Origin of the sequence: Capnocytophaga sp. H4358 (assembly GCF_002302515.1) — a bacterium.
Classification (GTDB): domain Bacteria; phylum Bacteroidota; class Bacteroidia; order Flavobacteriales; family Flavobacteriaceae; genus Capnocytophaga; species Capnocytophaga canis.
In genome coordinates, this window is record NZ_CP022380.1 from 2,100,234 (window position 1) to 2,115,828 (window position 15,595).

Below are 15,595 nucleotides of genomic sequence, written 5' to 3' on the forward strand. Positions count from 1 at the left end.
CCGTATTGAGCTATTGCATATACGCAACTGAAACATATCCGATTAACATTCCAATAAAGAAAGATGTTGCAAAGTACAAGAATGTGAGTATCAATGATTTAAATATAGTTTTCGAAATGGGTTCCTCATATAAAATTTTGTTAGAAATTGTAAAATAAGTGACCAGTCCAGCTATGCAAATTACATACAATATCCAAAAAAAGGTATTTAGTCCACTCCATAAAAATATTCCCATCAAAATGCTTGTAAATAAATAGATTACCGTATGCAAATGCAAGGAATGAATTAGGTGTATGTACATTTTTTTGTATTTTTTTCGAAAGAAAATAAGCAACAATAGGGACACAAAAGGCATCATTAAAAGCATAGTGTAGGATGTGATAGATAAGTATTTCGCTATTTGTGTATCCGTAAACTCCGTCATCTGGGTTACAGTTCCGAAGGTAAAAACGCCCACTTGCTTGATCAAATTGCGGAGCTTGATATGTTCAAAACGGTCAAGCTCTTTCCATTTTGTTGTAATTAAGGAATCTGTTTGGGAACTATTTTCGTAAACGGTTTTTAATTCTTTGAGAGTAAGTTGATATCTTCCCACCCAAATAGTATCAAACTCAGGTTTTTTATTGAGAAATACTACATAGCTGGAAGCAATTTTTTGACTTCCTATACTAAATTGATTATCCAAAACTCCTACTCGAAAATCTGAGAATATATTTTTATCCGCCCAATTGTTGAAAGTTTTCCTGTTTAGATTATTCCATTTGTTTTTATGTTTGAAAATACTGTCAATAAATGATTTAATTTGGTCAGAATTTGCATCTTTTAGTTGCATATATTCAGCCTCCGTAATTTTCAATTGCGTGGACGTTACCGACTTATTAATACTTGTGAACAGACGTTGCATGAAACCCGAATGTGAAGCTTTTTGAAAAGAAAAACTCAAAATCACAAAGAAAATGAAGGAAAAAAATAAATACAATTTGAAAGGAGGTACAAAACGAATACGTTTTCCTTCTACGTATTGTTTGGTAATTTGTCCTGGGCGTAAGATTGTTTTGAGTGTGTTCCAAATTTTATTGTCAAAGTTGATGAACGACCCAAAAAAATCACTTGTTAATTCTTTGATAGAGAAATCATTATAATGGTTCTCTTGTCCACAATTATGGCAAAAATTATCCTGTGCCGAGAGCATCGTTTGGCAATTTGGACATTGACTAATTCGTTTTCTTCTCTTCATAAGTACTATCGCAGACTTTTATTGATATCTTCAATATACTGTAATAGCTCTTCTTTTCCCAATCTGCTCTCCGATGAAGTGACAAAATATGGTGGAAATTCCTCCCAAGTTTCCAGTAGAGTTTGTCTGTATGCTTCTACATTTCGCTCAATAGCATTGGGTTTTAGTTTGTCGGCTTTGGTAAAGATAATTGCGAACGGAATGCTATTTTCCCCTAACCAGTGCATGAATTCTAAATCGATTTTCTGAGGTTCGTGACGCACATCTACCAAAACAAAAGCACAAACCAACTGATGGCGTTTTTCAAAGTACTGTGTAATAAACTTTTGAAATACTTTTTTGGTGCTTTTTGAAACACGTGCATATCCATATCCAGGCAAGTCTACCAAAAACCAATTATTATTGATTTTGAAATGATTGATAAGTTGTGTTTTTCCAGGTCTGCCAGAAGTTTTTGCCAGATTCTTGTTGTTTGTGAGCATATTAATCAACGAAGATTTCCCTACGTTTGATCTTCCAATGAAGGCATACTCTGGAAGTGGTTCGTTAGGGCATTTACTTACATCGGAATTACTGACAACAAATTCTGCTTTGGTAATAATCATTTTTTTCTAAAAGTTTATTGGATTAAAAGCGAAAAATCACTGTATTTAGTGATTTTCCTTCTTAATTTAATGTATATTCTGTTTAATAAGCCAACTGTTTAGCAGTTCGTTAAACTTATCTGGATGTTCCATCATAGGGGCATGTCCACACTTGTCAATCCAGAATAACTCTGAATTGGGTAATAATTCGTGAAACTCCTCAGCCACACGCGGTGGCGTTACAATATCGTTTCTGCCCCAAATTAGGCAAACGGGAGTTGTCATCTTTGGTAAATCTTTTGCCATATTATGGCGAATAGCACTTTTAGCAAGAGCCAATGTTTTGATGAGTTTTCCTCGATCGTTGACGTCTCTAAATGCTTCATCTACAATCTCTTTGGTAGCGATAGCAGGGTCGTAAAACACCTCTTCACACTTCTTTTTGATAAACTCATAATCACCTCGGCGAGGGTAGCCATCGCCCATAGCACTTTCATAAAGACCTGAACTTCCTGTCAATATAAGGGCTTTCACACGATTTGGGTGTAATTTAGTATAAAGTAAACCAACGTGTCCGCCTAAGGAGTTCCCCAACAGGATTACTTCCTCAAAATTTTTGTGCTTTATGAATTTGTGTAAAAATTTCGATAAAGTTTTAACAGATGTGGTAAGTAAAGACATTGAAAACAAGGGTAACTGAGGAATCACTACTTTATAGTTAGCTTTCGAAAAAAAAGAAATTACACCTTCAAAATTACTTAATCCGCCCATCAGCCCATGTAAGAGGATTATTGGGGTTCCTTCCCCTTTTTCAATGTATGAAAATTTTCCTTCTTGTTTTACTTCTGTTGTCATCTATTTTAAATGGAATTTTGTAAGCAAATATACTACTTAAATTCAAATTACACAGAAAAATCACATGTTTTTTTATTCAAAATCACATATTTTTTTGTTTTCTGTCATTTATTATGAAATTAACCGCTGATTTTTAACATTTTAAGTGTTTAAAAGTGATTTGTCTCAATGTATAACCATATTAAATAAAATTGTAAGCGAAATTAACAGACAGAATATTTTTAATGATAGTAATAGACGTTGTTAACGTGTGATGTGGTGGTAATTGAATTATGCAACACTCTGTTTGTCAATTATTTATTTTATTTTTTATAAGTAAGCCGACCACTAAGTTATAGCTTTGTACGCCGTGTTGTTGTTTGTTTGCTTTTAGAAAAGCGTCGTAACTGGCTTTGAAAATTGGCTCAGCTTTGTTTTCGTACTGCATCCAAAATTCCCGAACTTCTTTATAATTTTTGAAAATTCCCTTGTTAACTTTCGATGTAAATTCGTCGTATTTTTCAGGATTTACTTTGTAGACTTCGTTCAGCAGATAACGTAAGCCAAACAGCGAAGCACTGTATTTAAAATATTGATTTTCACTTTTTTGTGCAGATAAATATCCCAAATAATTAGCTTCATCCTCAGCGGCATACCCCATTTGGTGAGCAATTTCGTGACAGGCTGTAACTGGAAGTGAGTAGCCTATGAGTTTTCCATTAACTTGAGCCTCGTTTGTGAATGGATTCAAGTAACCGCTGTAGCCCATGTAGGTCAAAAAGGCGCTGTACAGGGAAGGTTTAACGCTTTTTATACTGACAAAATCGGTGATTTTTTCGTAACCTAATGGATAACTTTGGTATGCAAGTTTATATATTTCTTTGTGAGAAAGCGTAAAATCTACCTTAACAGAATCCTCTTTTGCTAAGATTTTATGCAGGTTATTTGCTTCATTAACAAATAGTTGTGTAGCTTTATAAAGCTCTTCTTCGGTGTACTTTGTGTCTATCTGTAAAGTTTCGGACAGAGGTTTTCGAAAATAATTGAACCCCCAAAGGAAGAAAAAAGCAAACATCACCAACGCTACAAAAAAAAGTAATTTATCGAAAAACCAAAGTGGGCGTTTCCACAGATTCTTGCCCTTTCTCAGGATAAAATAAAGGATGTAACCTATTGAAATTGTGTAAAAAATGTCACCGAATGAAAACGGTAACCACCCCCATGTATAATGTTGAATGATGGCGATGTATGGATATATTCCTGTACTGTAAATGGATTCGGTCAATTCAGAATTGTTGCGAAAAACAATCCAGATACTCACAAAAAAAATGTAAAAAACATACTTGAGTTTCATTGATGATTTTAAGGTTTAGTATATAGATTTGAAATATTTTTGCAAATTAAGAGAGCAGCCAAGTAGCAAATTAACTTCTAAAGCACTAAAATTCACTCCTCAATTTCCAAAGAAACGATACGCTATAAACTGGTTTATTTGCGTGTATTAAAAAGTGACTTTTCTTTTGTTTTTTGCAAAAGTACAGATTTTTATGATTAACTTTGTACGCATATACGAAAAATAATTTATTAAACAACATTATATGAGTACAGAAATACGAAATTTAGATCCAAAGGCTTTGTGGGAGAATTTTGCAGATCTTAATGCAGTGCCACGTCCATCAAAAAAGGAGGAGAAAGTTATTGCTTTTATGATGGATTTTGGAAAAAAACTGAACCTCGAAACATTAAAAGACGAAGTTGGTAACGTAATTATCAAAAAACCAGCCACCAAAGGGATGGAAAATCGCAAAACTGTAGTGTTGCAATCTCATCTGGATATGGTGCATCAAAAAAATAACGACACTATTTTTGATTTTGACACGGAAGGTATCAAAATGAGAATTGATGGTGATTGGGTTAAAGCAGAAGGAACTACACTTGGTGCTGATAACGGAATTGGTGTGGCTGCCATTATGGCAATTCTGCAAAGTACTGATATTGCTCATCCTGCCATTGAAGCTCTCTTTACTATTGATGAAGAAACGGGTATGACTGGGGCGATTGGACTCAAGGGAGGGTTGCTCAAAGGTGATATACTTCTGAATTTAGACACTGAAGAAGATGATGAAATCGACATAGGATGTGCTGGAGGAGTGGATGTTACTGCCTATCGCGAATATGACGAAGAGCAAACGCCTGATAACGTAACCTCCTATATGATAACTGTAAAAGGATTACAAGGTGGGCATAGCGGAATGGATATTCATAAAGGATTCGGGAATGCTAACAAGATTATGAATCGCTTACTTTTCGACGGATTTGAAAATTTTGGACTTCGAATAGCCGAGCTTAATGGAGGAGGTTTGCGTAACGCTATCCCGCGAGAGAGTGTTGCGACCATAGTAGTAGATAAGGTGCAAAATGAGGCTTTTCAGTTTGAATTTCAACAACTTGTTAAAACTATTCAACACGAACTTGCTGTAACTGAACCGCAACTTGTTATCACGTTGGAAAACATAGCTACGCCTGAAAGGGTAATGGAGTTAGGAGTACAAGAAGGAATTTTGCGATCAATCTACACTGCCCATAACGGAGTATATGCCATGAGCCGAACCATAGAGGATTTGGTAGAAACGAGCAATAACATCGCAAGAGTAATTATCAAGGACGGAGAAATCAAGGTGTTATGCTTAACACGTTCGTCTGTAGAGTCAGCAAAATTCGATTTAGCAAATGCGTTGCGTTCAGCTTTCGAACTTTCAGGATGTGAAGTAACCTTTACAGGGAGTTATCCAGGTTGGGAACCAAATGTCAATGCTTCGATATTAAAGGTTCTCAAAGAGCAATACGAAATCCTTTTTGGTGAAAAACCTAATGTAGTAGCTTGTCATGCTGGGTTGGAATGTGGAATTTTAGGGCAAAACTATCCTGAAATGGAGATGATTAGCTTTGGGCCTACTATCCGAGGAGCTCATTCACCCGATGAAAAGGTAAGCATCTCTTCTGTACAGAAATTCTGGAAATATTTGTTAGAGATTTTGAAAAACACTCCACAGAAATAATCCCAATTGATGCGGAAGAACTGTTTTAAAAGGATTGATTTTTAGTAAAATGAGATGATTAAATAAAAAATGGCGCTTTTTTCGAAAAAAAAGCGCCATTTTTACATTTTTTGTATTATAGTTTAATGGTTAATACAGGTTTTGTTGCATGATTTACCAAATCACTGCTGATACTTCCATTGAAGAAGTGAGCAATACCACGGCGTCCACTTGGGAACATACAAACCAAATCAACGTTATTTTCTGCAACATAGTTCAAAATTCCTGTTTCTACACGAATGTCGTTGTAAACATGTGTTTCAAATTTCTTAGCCGACACCTTATCCGTGGATGAGAGGAATTCTTTCATACGTTCGTTAATTTCCGTAGTAGTCAAAAATTGGTATGGAGTGTTCACATACACCAAATCAACCTTAGCGTTGAACAATTTTGCAAACTTCACTGCTTTCTCAAATGGTTTTAAGAATTTTTTTGAAAAATCACATGCGAACATAACGTGCTTAATTTGTAATTTTTCTTCTGGATTTTTGATTACCAACACAGGAACACTCGCCGAACGAATCACCTTTTCGGCATTTGATCCAATGAAAAGCTCCTTAGAGCCGGATGCCCCGTTGGAACCCATAAACACCAAATCTATATTATATTTCTCAATAGCCTCTTGAACGGCATCCGTTAATGGCTGTGTTTCTATAATATCCTTAATTTCAACATCCTCACCAATTTCTTTTTTAATGTCAGAGAAACGTTGTTTTGATAAGTTTAGAAAATACATAGCTTCGGGAATAGAAACCTCACTTTGAGTTACCAATCTAAAGGGTAATTCAAGAGCATGCAACAAAAAAATTTGTGCTTTTTGGCGTTTCGCTAAACCAATTGCCACTTTCAAAGAGGCGATTGATTTCTCAGAAAAATCGGTAGTAACAAGAATATTTTTCATTTCATCAGTTTTTACACATTAATAATCAGTTCATTCGGAATGATAAATCTCGTTAGTTTTTTATCCTTCCTTTTTCGTGTATAAAGATACGAATAAAATTCGAAAAATAAAAATATTGATGATTTTATTTTTTGTTTTTATTACTTTCGTTTTGCTTGGATTTCACATTGTATTGAAACAGATGACGGTAGACCTTCAGTGATCAGTAAAAGGTGAATTGGTCATTAATACTAACACTTATCTACAAAACAAATATTTTTAGTAATAAAATACAAAATAGAGCAATTAAAAAGTTAAATAAGTGTAAAAAATATAAGAACCTATCTTGACTTTTTGAAAACAAACAAGGGGTAGTGTTTCCCAAAGTATGATACTCAAATCCACCCAAAATTGATGTAGAAAAACACAATTTCAAAGGCTTTTATATGGTTTTCAAACTTTTTTGAAAAACAACAAGTTTTCCTCACCGCTCGGCGTATCCGATGTCTCAAAAGTGTGTTGTTTCCTTCAATATCAGTAGTGTATTTTTTACCTACTTTATGTGTATATTCTTGAAAAACAGACGCAAAAGCTTCCCAATTGTCTGTACAAATCTCATCAAAACTAACGCCCAATTTCTTCAATTTCTCACGAAGTTTTTGGGCTGTTTTTATGTTTCGTTTGCCCCATACCCACGCTACAATTTCCTTTGTTTCAGCAGAATAAGCATAAATCAACCACTTTTTATTCTTCTTTTTTCCCACAAAAGTCCAAAGTTCATCAACTTGTAACGATTTGTATTTGTTTTGTTTGGGTTTGATTTCTCGATTGAAATTTACCAAAACCGAAAGTACTTTTTTGATGCTAACTTTTTCAATTTCAGCAATATCACGAATACCTACATTTCTTGCCAAAAGCAAGAGAATTTTCGCAGCAATATGCGAAGCCCAACCTTTGTAGGTCAGATTATGATCGCCGATAAATTGGCGTTTACAGGTTTTGCAAAGATAGTTTTGTTTTTTGTTCTTTTTATTCCCATTTTTGACTATCTTTGTGCTTTGACAATTGGGGCAATGGAGTGTAATTGTTATTAGCATTCAACAAAAATACAACTTTATTCCCTGATTGTCAAATTTTTATACCATCATACTTTTTAAAACACGACCTGAAACAATTATTTTCAGAGGTAGTTCCGAGCTATAAAACCGTGTTTGGGCATTACCGGAAATGGTGTGAAGAAGGTGCTTGGCAGACTTGTTGGGTAGAAATTTTGAAGAAAAACAAATCGAAAATAGATTGTTCAAGTTGCGATTTTGACGGTAGCCAAACACCCGCAAAAAAAGGAGGGGAACAAGTAGGATATCAAGCTCGTAAAAAAGCAAAAACAACGAATAGTTTGTTCTTGTCCGACAGGCAAGGTTTGATGTTAGCAATGTCTCAGCCTATATCTGGCGAGCATCACGACTTGTATAATATAGAGACTCATTTTCAAGAAATTACATCTATTTTGAAAAAGGCTGAAATCTCCACAGAGGGTTTATTTGTGAATTTTGATGCAGGTTTTGACAGTGAAAATCTTCGGAAAATAACCGCCTCAGAAGGTATCATAGCCAATATTTGTGAAAACAAAAGAAACCAAAAATCACCCTCTGAAACGGAACATTATTTCGATAAAAAACTCTATAAAGAGCGTTACGCCATTGAAAGAAGCAACGCTTGGATGGATAGTTTTCGTTCGGTTTTAAATCGTTTTGATACTACCGTAAGTAGTTGGGTAGGTTTTAATTACCTTGCATTTATCGTCTTAGGACTCAGAAAATTTAAACAAAAGAGAAAGTCGAGATGAGTTCTAATTTATAAAATTATTTTCGTATCATTGTAAAACAAATTTAAAAATCATTTTATGAAAAGAAACTTGTTTTTAGGTTTAGCATTAGTTATGCTAACAGCTTGTGGAGGCACAAAATCACCAGAATTGAAGCGTTTGGAAGCCAAAGAGGAAATTTTATCTTTGAATACCAAACTTAATAACTTAAAAATTGAATTAGAAAAAGAACGTATCGCAACAGCGGGATTTCGTGATGAAGTAGCAAAAATAAATGCTAATGCCGACGAGAAAACTTCTTCTTTTTCAAATTCTGATGACGCTTCGGATGCAGCTCAAAAAGCACGAAGAGCACGAACAGCTTTGAAGAAGGCACAAAAAGCTAATAGAAATTTGGCAAAAAGCGAAAGAAAAATGCAAAAAATACAACGAAACATTAGTAAGGTAGAGACCAAATTGGAAAAGCTCAATAAAAGCATTGAATTTGTACCCAATTCTGAAACAAACCCTGCTGACCAGTAATACAAAAAGAGGCTGTCCGAAAAGTAAAGTTTTGATAATTGAAGAAAATAAAGTGTTTATATTCAGGATGTTGAATATAAACTTTTCTTTAGAATTGACTTTTAAGGACAGCCTATTTTAAAGTTGAAATTAATGTATAAACATATGAGAAATATTCTTTTTGTACTAATACTTCTACCTATATTCGGACTAAAAGCTCAACAAAAAGGGAAAATCACTTACGAATTAGTGGTTACCAAAAATCCTGATGGGAAAAAGAAAAAAAACTCCGAACAATTTCAGTTAAATACAGAAGAAAATGCGTTACTTCTGAATAAAATGGAGATAGAGGTTTTTTTTGATGAGGAAAATTCGTATTTTCCAGCTATTATGGGATACGATGATAACAATGCCATGGCAGCTTTTGGTTTGAAAAAGGATATTTTTGTTTCCAATAGAGAAAAGGCGTCCTTTCTTCCAACTGACTATAATGGAGAAAAAGTCCTTAGAAGAAAGGGAAATTATGACTGGAAAATACACTCCGAAACGAAAAAAATTGGTAAATATCTTGTACATAAAGCCACCGCAAAATATTACAACAAAGAACTCATAGCTTGGTATGCTCCTGAATTTCCCTATTCCTATGGCCCTGTAGGTTTTTTTGGTTTGCCTGGTCTTATTTTGGAGATAGGCGTTAAAGAAGAACTTCTTTATGCTTACCGCTTCAAAAAACTACGATTCAGCAAAAAAAATCAAGTAAAAAAAGCACCAAATTTGAGAGTTGTTAGCTCCGAAGAAATGAACAAATACTACATCGAATATTACAAAAACCTAAAATTAAACTACCAAAATTTAATTGAAGAATCTAAGGAATAATACTGTTTTTTTTTTATTTTCTGTTTTGTTAGTGTTTCAGTGTTTGGACAGGAGCTAAATGGGTATGTAACAGATACTTTGAACAATCCATTGCAGAATGCCAACGTCATTGCTTTTCCGAAACAGCATGATGACAACACTCCCGTTTTCTCCATTTCGGATGAAAAAGGGAGATATCGACTGTTATTAAAACCAAAAGTCACATACGAAGTGAATGTTTCTTATTTAGGATTTGCTTTACAAACATTTGTGTATGAATCTACTAAGGGAGTGACTATTCATAACTTCCGATTAGTTCCTTCCACCGAAACCTTGGATGATGTTGAGGTTACCTACCAACGTCCCATAACTTTTCAAAAAGATACGACCACTTACTTGGTCGAAGCGTTTACCACAGGCAAGGAACGAAAATTAGAGGAGCAATTGCAAAAACTTCCTAATGTAGAGGTTAATTCGCAAGGAAATATTACGTTCAAAGGGAAGAATGTCAGTACTTTATTGATTGAAGACAAGCCTTTTTTTAGCGGAAGTACCACTTTGGGAGTGAAAAACATTCCTGCCGATGCGGTAGATAAAATTCAATTTATAGAGAATTACAACCAAGTCAGTTTTTTAAAGGATGTGACTGATAATAAGGAAATTGCGATCAATATAAAATTGCGAAAAAATAAGAAAGAATTTATTTTTGGAGACCTACAGGCGGGGTATGGAAATGCTGACTACGGGTTGCTTCATGCTGCGTTATTTTCGTATTCACCTGATTTTAGTGCTAATTATATTGGAGATTACAACAATTTTGGCTCTCATGTTTTTTCAAAAGAAGATGCCCGACGCTTTCAAGGAGGCATGAGTGCTTTCATCGAAAATCCTCACAGGAAAGATAATTTGGTTGAATTCACAACCGAAAATAACAATGTAATAAAAAATGAATCTTTACTGAATGCATTCAACGTAAACTTGATTCTAAATAGTAAATTTAATATCTCTGCATATGCCATTGTACATAAAAATACTATTGAAGAAAAAAGAAACTATTTTTATAATTATCTGGAAACGAATATTTTAGAAAATAGGCAACAACAAAAACAATTCAGAAATAATCTCGCTATGTTCAATTTTGAGTTGAATTTCACTCCAAAAATTGGAACAAAATGGAAATATAACATCCATAGTAATATCACTGAGAGTAAGGACATAAGTGACTTGCTATCAAATTACTACAATTTATCACAAAACATATATTTCCCTCAAAAAAAGTTTGATATTGACCTGAAACAATATCTCGAAAGACATCAGTCTCATCACGCAAAATTAAAAACTACCTTTGTTGTTAATCACTCTTTTGAACGAAAATATATTGATAATCAATGGCTTTCTAATAAGCCAATGATGAATGATTTGCTGCCTATTTCAGTAGATAATTCGTATGATATTTCAAGTATAGAACGCACTGATAATCAATTATTCAATCTGTTATATAAACAATATCGAATAATTGACAACCGAAACCATGTTTACTTTTCGATTGGGAATAACTTATCAACAGCATCTCATCAATTGCACAGTTTCCAATCACTTACAAATGGGAGTACGAATGATTTTACTTCATCTGTGTTCACTAATTCTGTTGATTACTTGTTAAATGATAGTTTTTTCAATGTTGAATATAAGCTAAAAATAGGTAAATGGATAAATCGTTTCTCAAACAAAATAAGGTTTTATCAACTTGAAAACAAGTCACTTATAGGAAATGTATCTTTTAATAAATGGGCTTATGAACCAGAGGTAAACTCTGAATATGATTTTAATTCCTCTGAAACTGTAGAAGGAAACTATAAACTCACAAATGAACTACCCAGCTTCAATAATCTAACGGAACATTACACTTTGAAGGATTTTAATATGCTCTTCAAAGGGAATGGCTTATTGCGTAATGAAGAGTATCATATTTTTAATTTAATGTATTACAAATCAAATATATATAAAAATTACTTTCTAACATCACTATTTAATTACACCCAAAAGAATAACCCTATCAGTTATGACATGGTTCAGCAAAACGTCAATCAGTTTTATAGTCCCATACAGATGAAAACTCCCGAAAAGATGTGGTTTTTCAATCTGATGGCAAACAAAAAAATAAGCGTTTTCCGATTTTTAATTTCCTCTTCTTTTAGAGGATTTTATTACAATCGTAATATAAATACAAAATCATCGAATATTTCTCATAATGTTCAATCAATAAATTTGATAATCAAAACGTTATCCTTAAAAAACTACGAGTTTAACGTAGGGTATTCACATCAATTTAACCAATTTAAAAGTAATTTTTCGGATAGTTTTCAAAGGCAATCCTTACAAATTCAAACCAAAATCAGTGCTGTGAAAAATTGTACGCTCGATATTGCCTACAAATGGCATAATCTCATAAAAACGAATGCTAAAAACCAATATAATGATTTAAAAGTAAGCGTTTTGTATCGAAAAGAGAAATCTCCTTTGGGCGTTGAAGTTAAAATTCACAATCTGTTAGATGCCAAAGTAAACTATCAAAAAACAACGTCTGATTATTTGATTAGTGAACAAGAGATCAGTGTTTTACCTCGACTTTTCCTAATTTCATTGATTTATGACATATAGTGTGTGTATGTAAATCGTCTTTCTTTTCAAAATTCGATGATATGATCAAGCACATGCATACACTTTATTCTTTGATTTGAAAGTCATTTGTCTTCAGGTCCTCTTTCTTCTTAATGACCATTTTCTCTCTTAAAATCCATTGCCTATTTCTTGCAAAATTATATTTTTAGTCGTAGCTTTGTGCTTAATTTCAAAAGATTTATTTATAATTATGAATACAGAAAATTTTAGCATACGCCACATCGGTATCTCAAAAGAAGACGCGGCTGAAATGTTACAAACCATTGGTGCTGCAAGTTTAGATCAACTTATTGATCAGACAATTCCCAAAGACATTCGCTTGAAATCTGCTTTAAATCTTCCAAAAGGTATTAGCGAACATCATTTCTTACAACATATTACTGAATTAGCTCAAAAAAATAAAATCTTCAAATCGTATATCGGTTTGGGATATCACGAAGCATTGACTCCTTCTGTGATTAAGCGAAATATTTTTGAAAATCCAGGTTGGTACACGGCTTATACTCCTTACCAAGCAGAAATTGCACAGGGTCGTTTGGAGGCTTTGTTGAACTATCAAACTGTAGTTATTGAATTAACAGGCATGGAGATTGCTAATGCATCTCTTTTAGATGAGGGAACTGCGGCAGCAGAGGCAATGGCAATGGTGTTTGATTTGCGTTCACGTGAACAAAAAAAGAATAACGCTAACAAATTTTTTGTTTCAGAAACAGTGTTGCCACAAACACTTTCTGTTTTACAAACACGTGCCAATCCTTTCGGAATTGAGTTAGTGGTTGGAAATCACGAAACTATCACATTGGACGACACTTATTTTGGTGCTATTGTGCAGTATCCTGCTACTAATAATGGAGAGGTGTTTAACTATGCGGATTTCGTAAACAAAGCTCACGATTTAGGAATTAAAGTAGTAGTTGCTGCCGATTTGTTGAGTTTAGTGTTATTGGAAGCTCCTGCAAAATTTGGTGCTGACGTTGTAGTTGGAACATCCCAACGTTTCGGTATTCCGTTAGGGTATGGAGGCCCTCATGCAGGATATTTTGCTACCCGTGAAGAATATAAACGTTCAATACCTGGTCGTATTATCGGGATTACCATTGATGCAGATGGAAACCCTGCGTTGCGGATGGCTTTGCAAACTCGTGAGCAACATATCAAACGAGATAAAGCGACTTCAAATATCTGTACAGCACAAGTGTTATTAGCAGTAATGGCAGGAATGTATGCCGTTTACCATGGTCCTAAAGGATTGCAGTTTATTGCAGAAAGAATCCACCAAACGGCAGTTACATTGAAAAACAGTTTGGAAAAATTGGGTGTTACTGTTACAACAAAAACATTTTTTGACACCATTTCTATCAAAGCAGATGCACAAAAGGTAAAAACTATTGCGGAGAAACACGAAATAAATTTCTTTTATCCAAATCAAGACACTGTTTTGATTTCTGTTAATGAGGCTACAGGAGTTGCTGAGTTGAACCAAATCATTACTGTTTTTGCAGAAGTAGTTGGAAAATCAGTAGAAGAAGTAACTACTTTGGATACAGCGAACGCCATTCCTTCGGATTTAGTGCGTACCTCAGAATTTTTAACCGCTCCTGTGTTTAATTCATACCACAGCGAAACGGATATGATGCGTTATATCAAGAAATTAGAGCGTAAAGATTTAGCATTGAATCACTCGATGATTTCATTAGGTTCTTGTACGATGAAGCTGAATGCCGCTACTGAAATGTTGCCCTTGAGTATGGGACAGTGGGCAAACATACATCCATTTGTGCCTAAAAATCAAGCTCTTGGATATCAAGAAATGCTCACGGAATTAGAAAAATCCTTGTCCATCATCACAGGTTTCGAGGCTACATCGTTACAACCTAACTCTGGAGCAAATGGTGAATACGCGGGATTAATGGTCATTCGTCAGTATCATATCTCAAATGGACAAGGACATCGTAACATCTGTTTAATACCTTCATCGGCTCACGGAACCAATCCAGCATCAGCAGTAATGGCAGGTATGGAAGTAGTAGTAACTAAAACGGATGCTCACGGAAATATTGATGTTGCTGATTTAAAAGAAAAAGCTGAAAAACATAAAGATAATTTAGCTGCAGTGATGATTACTTATCCTTCAACGCATGGAGTGTTTGAATCATCAATCGTAGAAATTGTTAATATTATCCATGAAAATGGAGGACAGGTTTATTTGGATGGAGCAAACATGAATGCACAAGTGGGGCTTACCAACCCTGGAACTATTGGAGCAGATGTGTGCCACTTAAACTTACACAAAACATTCGCTATTCCTCACGGAGGAGGAGGGCCAGGAGTTGGACCTATTTGTGTAGCCAAACATTTAGCACCTTTCTTGCCTACGAATCCAATTGTTTCAACAGGAGGAAATGAAGCCATCACAGCAGTTTCATCAGCTCCTTATGGAAGTGCTTACGTATGTTTGATTTCGTATGCTTATATCAAAATGCTAGGAGCAGAAGGATTAGCAAACGCTACACGTTATGCGATTTTGAATGCTAACTACTTGAAAGAAAATTTGAAAAATTACTATGAAATCCTCTATACGGGAGAGCAAGGACGTGCTGCCCACGAAATGATTTTGGACTGTCGTCCGTTCAAACAAAACGGAATCGAAGCTACTGATATTGCAAAACGATTGATGGACTACGGATTCCACGCTCCAACGGTTTCTTTCCCAGTGGCAGGAACCTTGATGGTAGAACCTACTGAAAGTGAAAGTAAAAATGAACTAGATCGTTTCATCAGTGCCATGATTTCTATTCGTCGAGAGATTGAAGAGGCTACACCAACAGATGAGGCTAATGTGCTGAAAAACGCACCACACACCTTGTCAATGATTACTGCCGATACTTGGAATTTACCTTACAGCCGTCAGAAAGCTGCTTTCCCTCTGGAGTATATTGCAGAAAATAAATTCTGGCCTACTGTACGTCGTGTAAATGAAGCGCATGGTGACCGTCATTTGATTTGTTCATGTGCTCCAATTGAAGCGTATATGTAATTGAATATCAATAGGTGAAAAGAAAAACTTTGTTGAAATCTTTTGATTTTGACAAAGTTTTT

General features: G+C 34.7%; 12 protein-coding genes. 6 read left to right on the top strand and 6 right to left on the bottom strand.

Annotated features, from left to right (window positions below; genetic code table 11):
* Positions 1-10: 10 nt before the first annotated feature.
* The 4 genes from CGC49_RS08850 to CGC49_RS08865 all read right to left on the bottom strand — a co-directional run bounded on the left by CGC49_RS08850 (position 11) and on the right by CGC49_RS08865 (position 4,009).
* Positions 11-1,237 carry a DUF3667 domain-containing protein gene (locus CGC49_RS08850; RefSeq protein WP_095912420.1) on the bottom strand — a complete coding sequence of 409 codons (1,227 nt, stop codon included), beginning with the start codon at positions 1,235-1,237 and terminating at the stop codon, positions 11-13.
* Between the two features lie 5 nt (positions 1,238-1,242).
* Complete coding sequence (gene yihA, locus CGC49_RS08855) at positions 1,243-1,839, bottom strand: ribosome biogenesis GTP-binding protein YihA/YsxC (protein ID WP_042343532.1); 597 nt, start codon at positions 1,837-1,839, stop codon at positions 1,243-1,245.
* 69 nt (positions 1,840-1,908) lie between these two features.
* Positions 1,909-2,676, bottom strand: coding sequence for an alpha/beta fold hydrolase (locus tag CGC49_RS08860; protein ID WP_042347800.1), 768 nt, complete (start codon positions 2,674-2,676; stop codon positions 1,909-1,911).
* 289 nt (positions 2,677-2,965) lie between these two features.
* Positions 2,966-4,009, bottom strand: a complete 1,044-nt coding sequence (locus CGC49_RS08865) for a DUF3810 domain-containing protein (protein ID WP_095912421.1) — start codon at positions 4,007-4,009, stop codon at positions 2,966-2,968.
* 244 nt (positions 4,010-4,253) lie between these two features.
* Here CGC49_RS08865 and CGC49_RS08870 point away from each other — a divergent pair, with 244 nt between their 5' ends.
* Positions 4,254-5,714: an aminoacyl-histidine dipeptidase gene (locus CGC49_RS08870; protein ID WP_095912422.1), complete on the top strand. Its 1,461-nt coding sequence runs from the start codon at positions 4,254-4,256 to the stop codon at positions 5,712-5,714.
* Between the two features lie 115 nt (positions 5,715-5,829).
* On the opposite strand, the gene CGC49_RS08875 is transcribed toward CGC49_RS08870, so the two are convergent.
* Positions 5,830-6,654: a universal stress protein gene (locus CGC49_RS08875; protein WP_042007519.1), complete on the bottom strand. Its 825-nt coding sequence runs from the start codon at positions 6,652-6,654 to the stop codon at positions 5,830-5,832.
* A 374-nt stretch (positions 6,655-7,028) separates the two neighbouring features.
* The gene (locus tag CGC49_RS08880) at positions 7,029-7,730 is read right to left on the bottom strand and encodes an IS1 family transposase (protein WP_095893401.1); all 702 of its coding nucleotides are present in this window, start codon (positions 7,728-7,730) and stop codon (positions 7,029-7,031) included.
* A 35-nt stretch (positions 7,731-7,765) separates the two neighbouring features.
* Here CGC49_RS08880 and CGC49_RS08885 point away from each other — a divergent pair, with 35 nt between their 5' ends.
* From CGC49_RS08885 to gcvP, 5 genes are all read left to right on the top strand, one after another.
* Positions 7,766-8,479, top strand: a complete 714-nt coding sequence (locus tag CGC49_RS08885; protein WP_369801121.1) for a transposase family protein — start codon at positions 7,766-7,768, stop codon at positions 8,477-8,479.
* Between the two features lie 57 nt (positions 8,480-8,536).
* Entirely contained in the window at positions 8,537-8,980 is a 444-nt protein-coding gene (locus CGC49_RS08890) for a hypothetical protein (protein WP_042007517.1), read from the top strand.
* Between the two features lie 144 nt (positions 8,981-9,124).
* On the top strand, positions 9,125-9,835 hold the full coding sequence (locus CGC49_RS08895) for a GLPGLI family protein (RefSeq protein ID WP_157909029.1): 711 nt from the start codon (positions 9,125-9,127) through the stop codon (positions 9,833-9,835).
* 39 nt (positions 9,836-9,874) lie between these two features.
* The gene (locus CGC49_RS08900) at positions 9,875-12,475 is read left to right on the top strand and encodes a carboxypeptidase-like regulatory domain-containing protein (RefSeq protein WP_255407626.1); all 2,601 of its coding nucleotides are present in this window, start codon (positions 9,875-9,877) and stop codon (positions 12,473-12,475) included.
* Between the two features lie 211 nt (positions 12,476-12,686).
* Positions 12,687-15,533: an aminomethyl-transferring glycine dehydrogenase gene (gene gcvP, locus CGC49_RS08905; protein WP_042007515.1), complete on the top strand. Its 2,847-nt coding sequence runs from the start codon at positions 12,687-12,689 to the stop codon at positions 15,531-15,533.
* Positions 15,534-15,595: the final 62 nt, after the last annotated feature.

What these genes read in the sequence shown, in the direction of transcription:
- CGC49_RS08850 (WP_095912420.1), bottom strand. Translation starts at nt 1,237, where the DNA reads ATGAAGAGAAGAAAACGAATTAGTCAATGTCCAAATTGCCAAACGATG.
- CGC49_RS08860 (WP_042347800.1), bottom strand. Translation starts at nt 2,676, where the DNA reads ATGACAACAGAAGTAAAACAAGAAGGAAAATTTTCATACATTGAAAAA.
- CGC49_RS08865 (WP_095912421.1), bottom strand. Translation starts at nt 4,009, where the DNA reads ATGAAACTCAAGTATGTTTTTTACATTTTTTTTGTGAGTATCTGGATT.
- CGC49_RS08870 (WP_095912422.1), top strand. Translation starts at nt 4,254, where the DNA reads ATGAGTACAGAAATACGAAATTTAGATCCAAAGGCTTTGTGGGAGAAT.
- CGC49_RS08875 (WP_042007519.1), bottom strand. Translation starts at nt 6,654, where the DNA reads ATGAAAAATATTCTTGTTACTACCGATTTTTCTGAGAAATCAATCGCC.
- CGC49_RS08880 (WP_095893401.1), bottom strand. Translation starts at nt 7,730, where the DNA reads ATGCTAATAACAATTACACTCCATTGCCCCAATTGTCAAAGCACAAAG.
- CGC49_RS08890 (WP_042007517.1), top strand. Translation starts at nt 8,537, where the DNA reads ATGAAAAGAAACTTGTTTTTAGGTTTAGCATTAGTTATGCTAACAGCT.
- CGC49_RS08895 (WP_157909029.1), top strand. Translation starts at nt 9,125, where the DNA reads ATGAGAAATATTCTTTTTGTACTAATACTTCTACCTATATTCGGACTA.
- gcvP (WP_042007515.1), top strand. Translation starts at nt 12,687, where the DNA reads ATGAATACAGAAAATTTTAGCATACGCCACATCGGTATCTCAAAAGAA.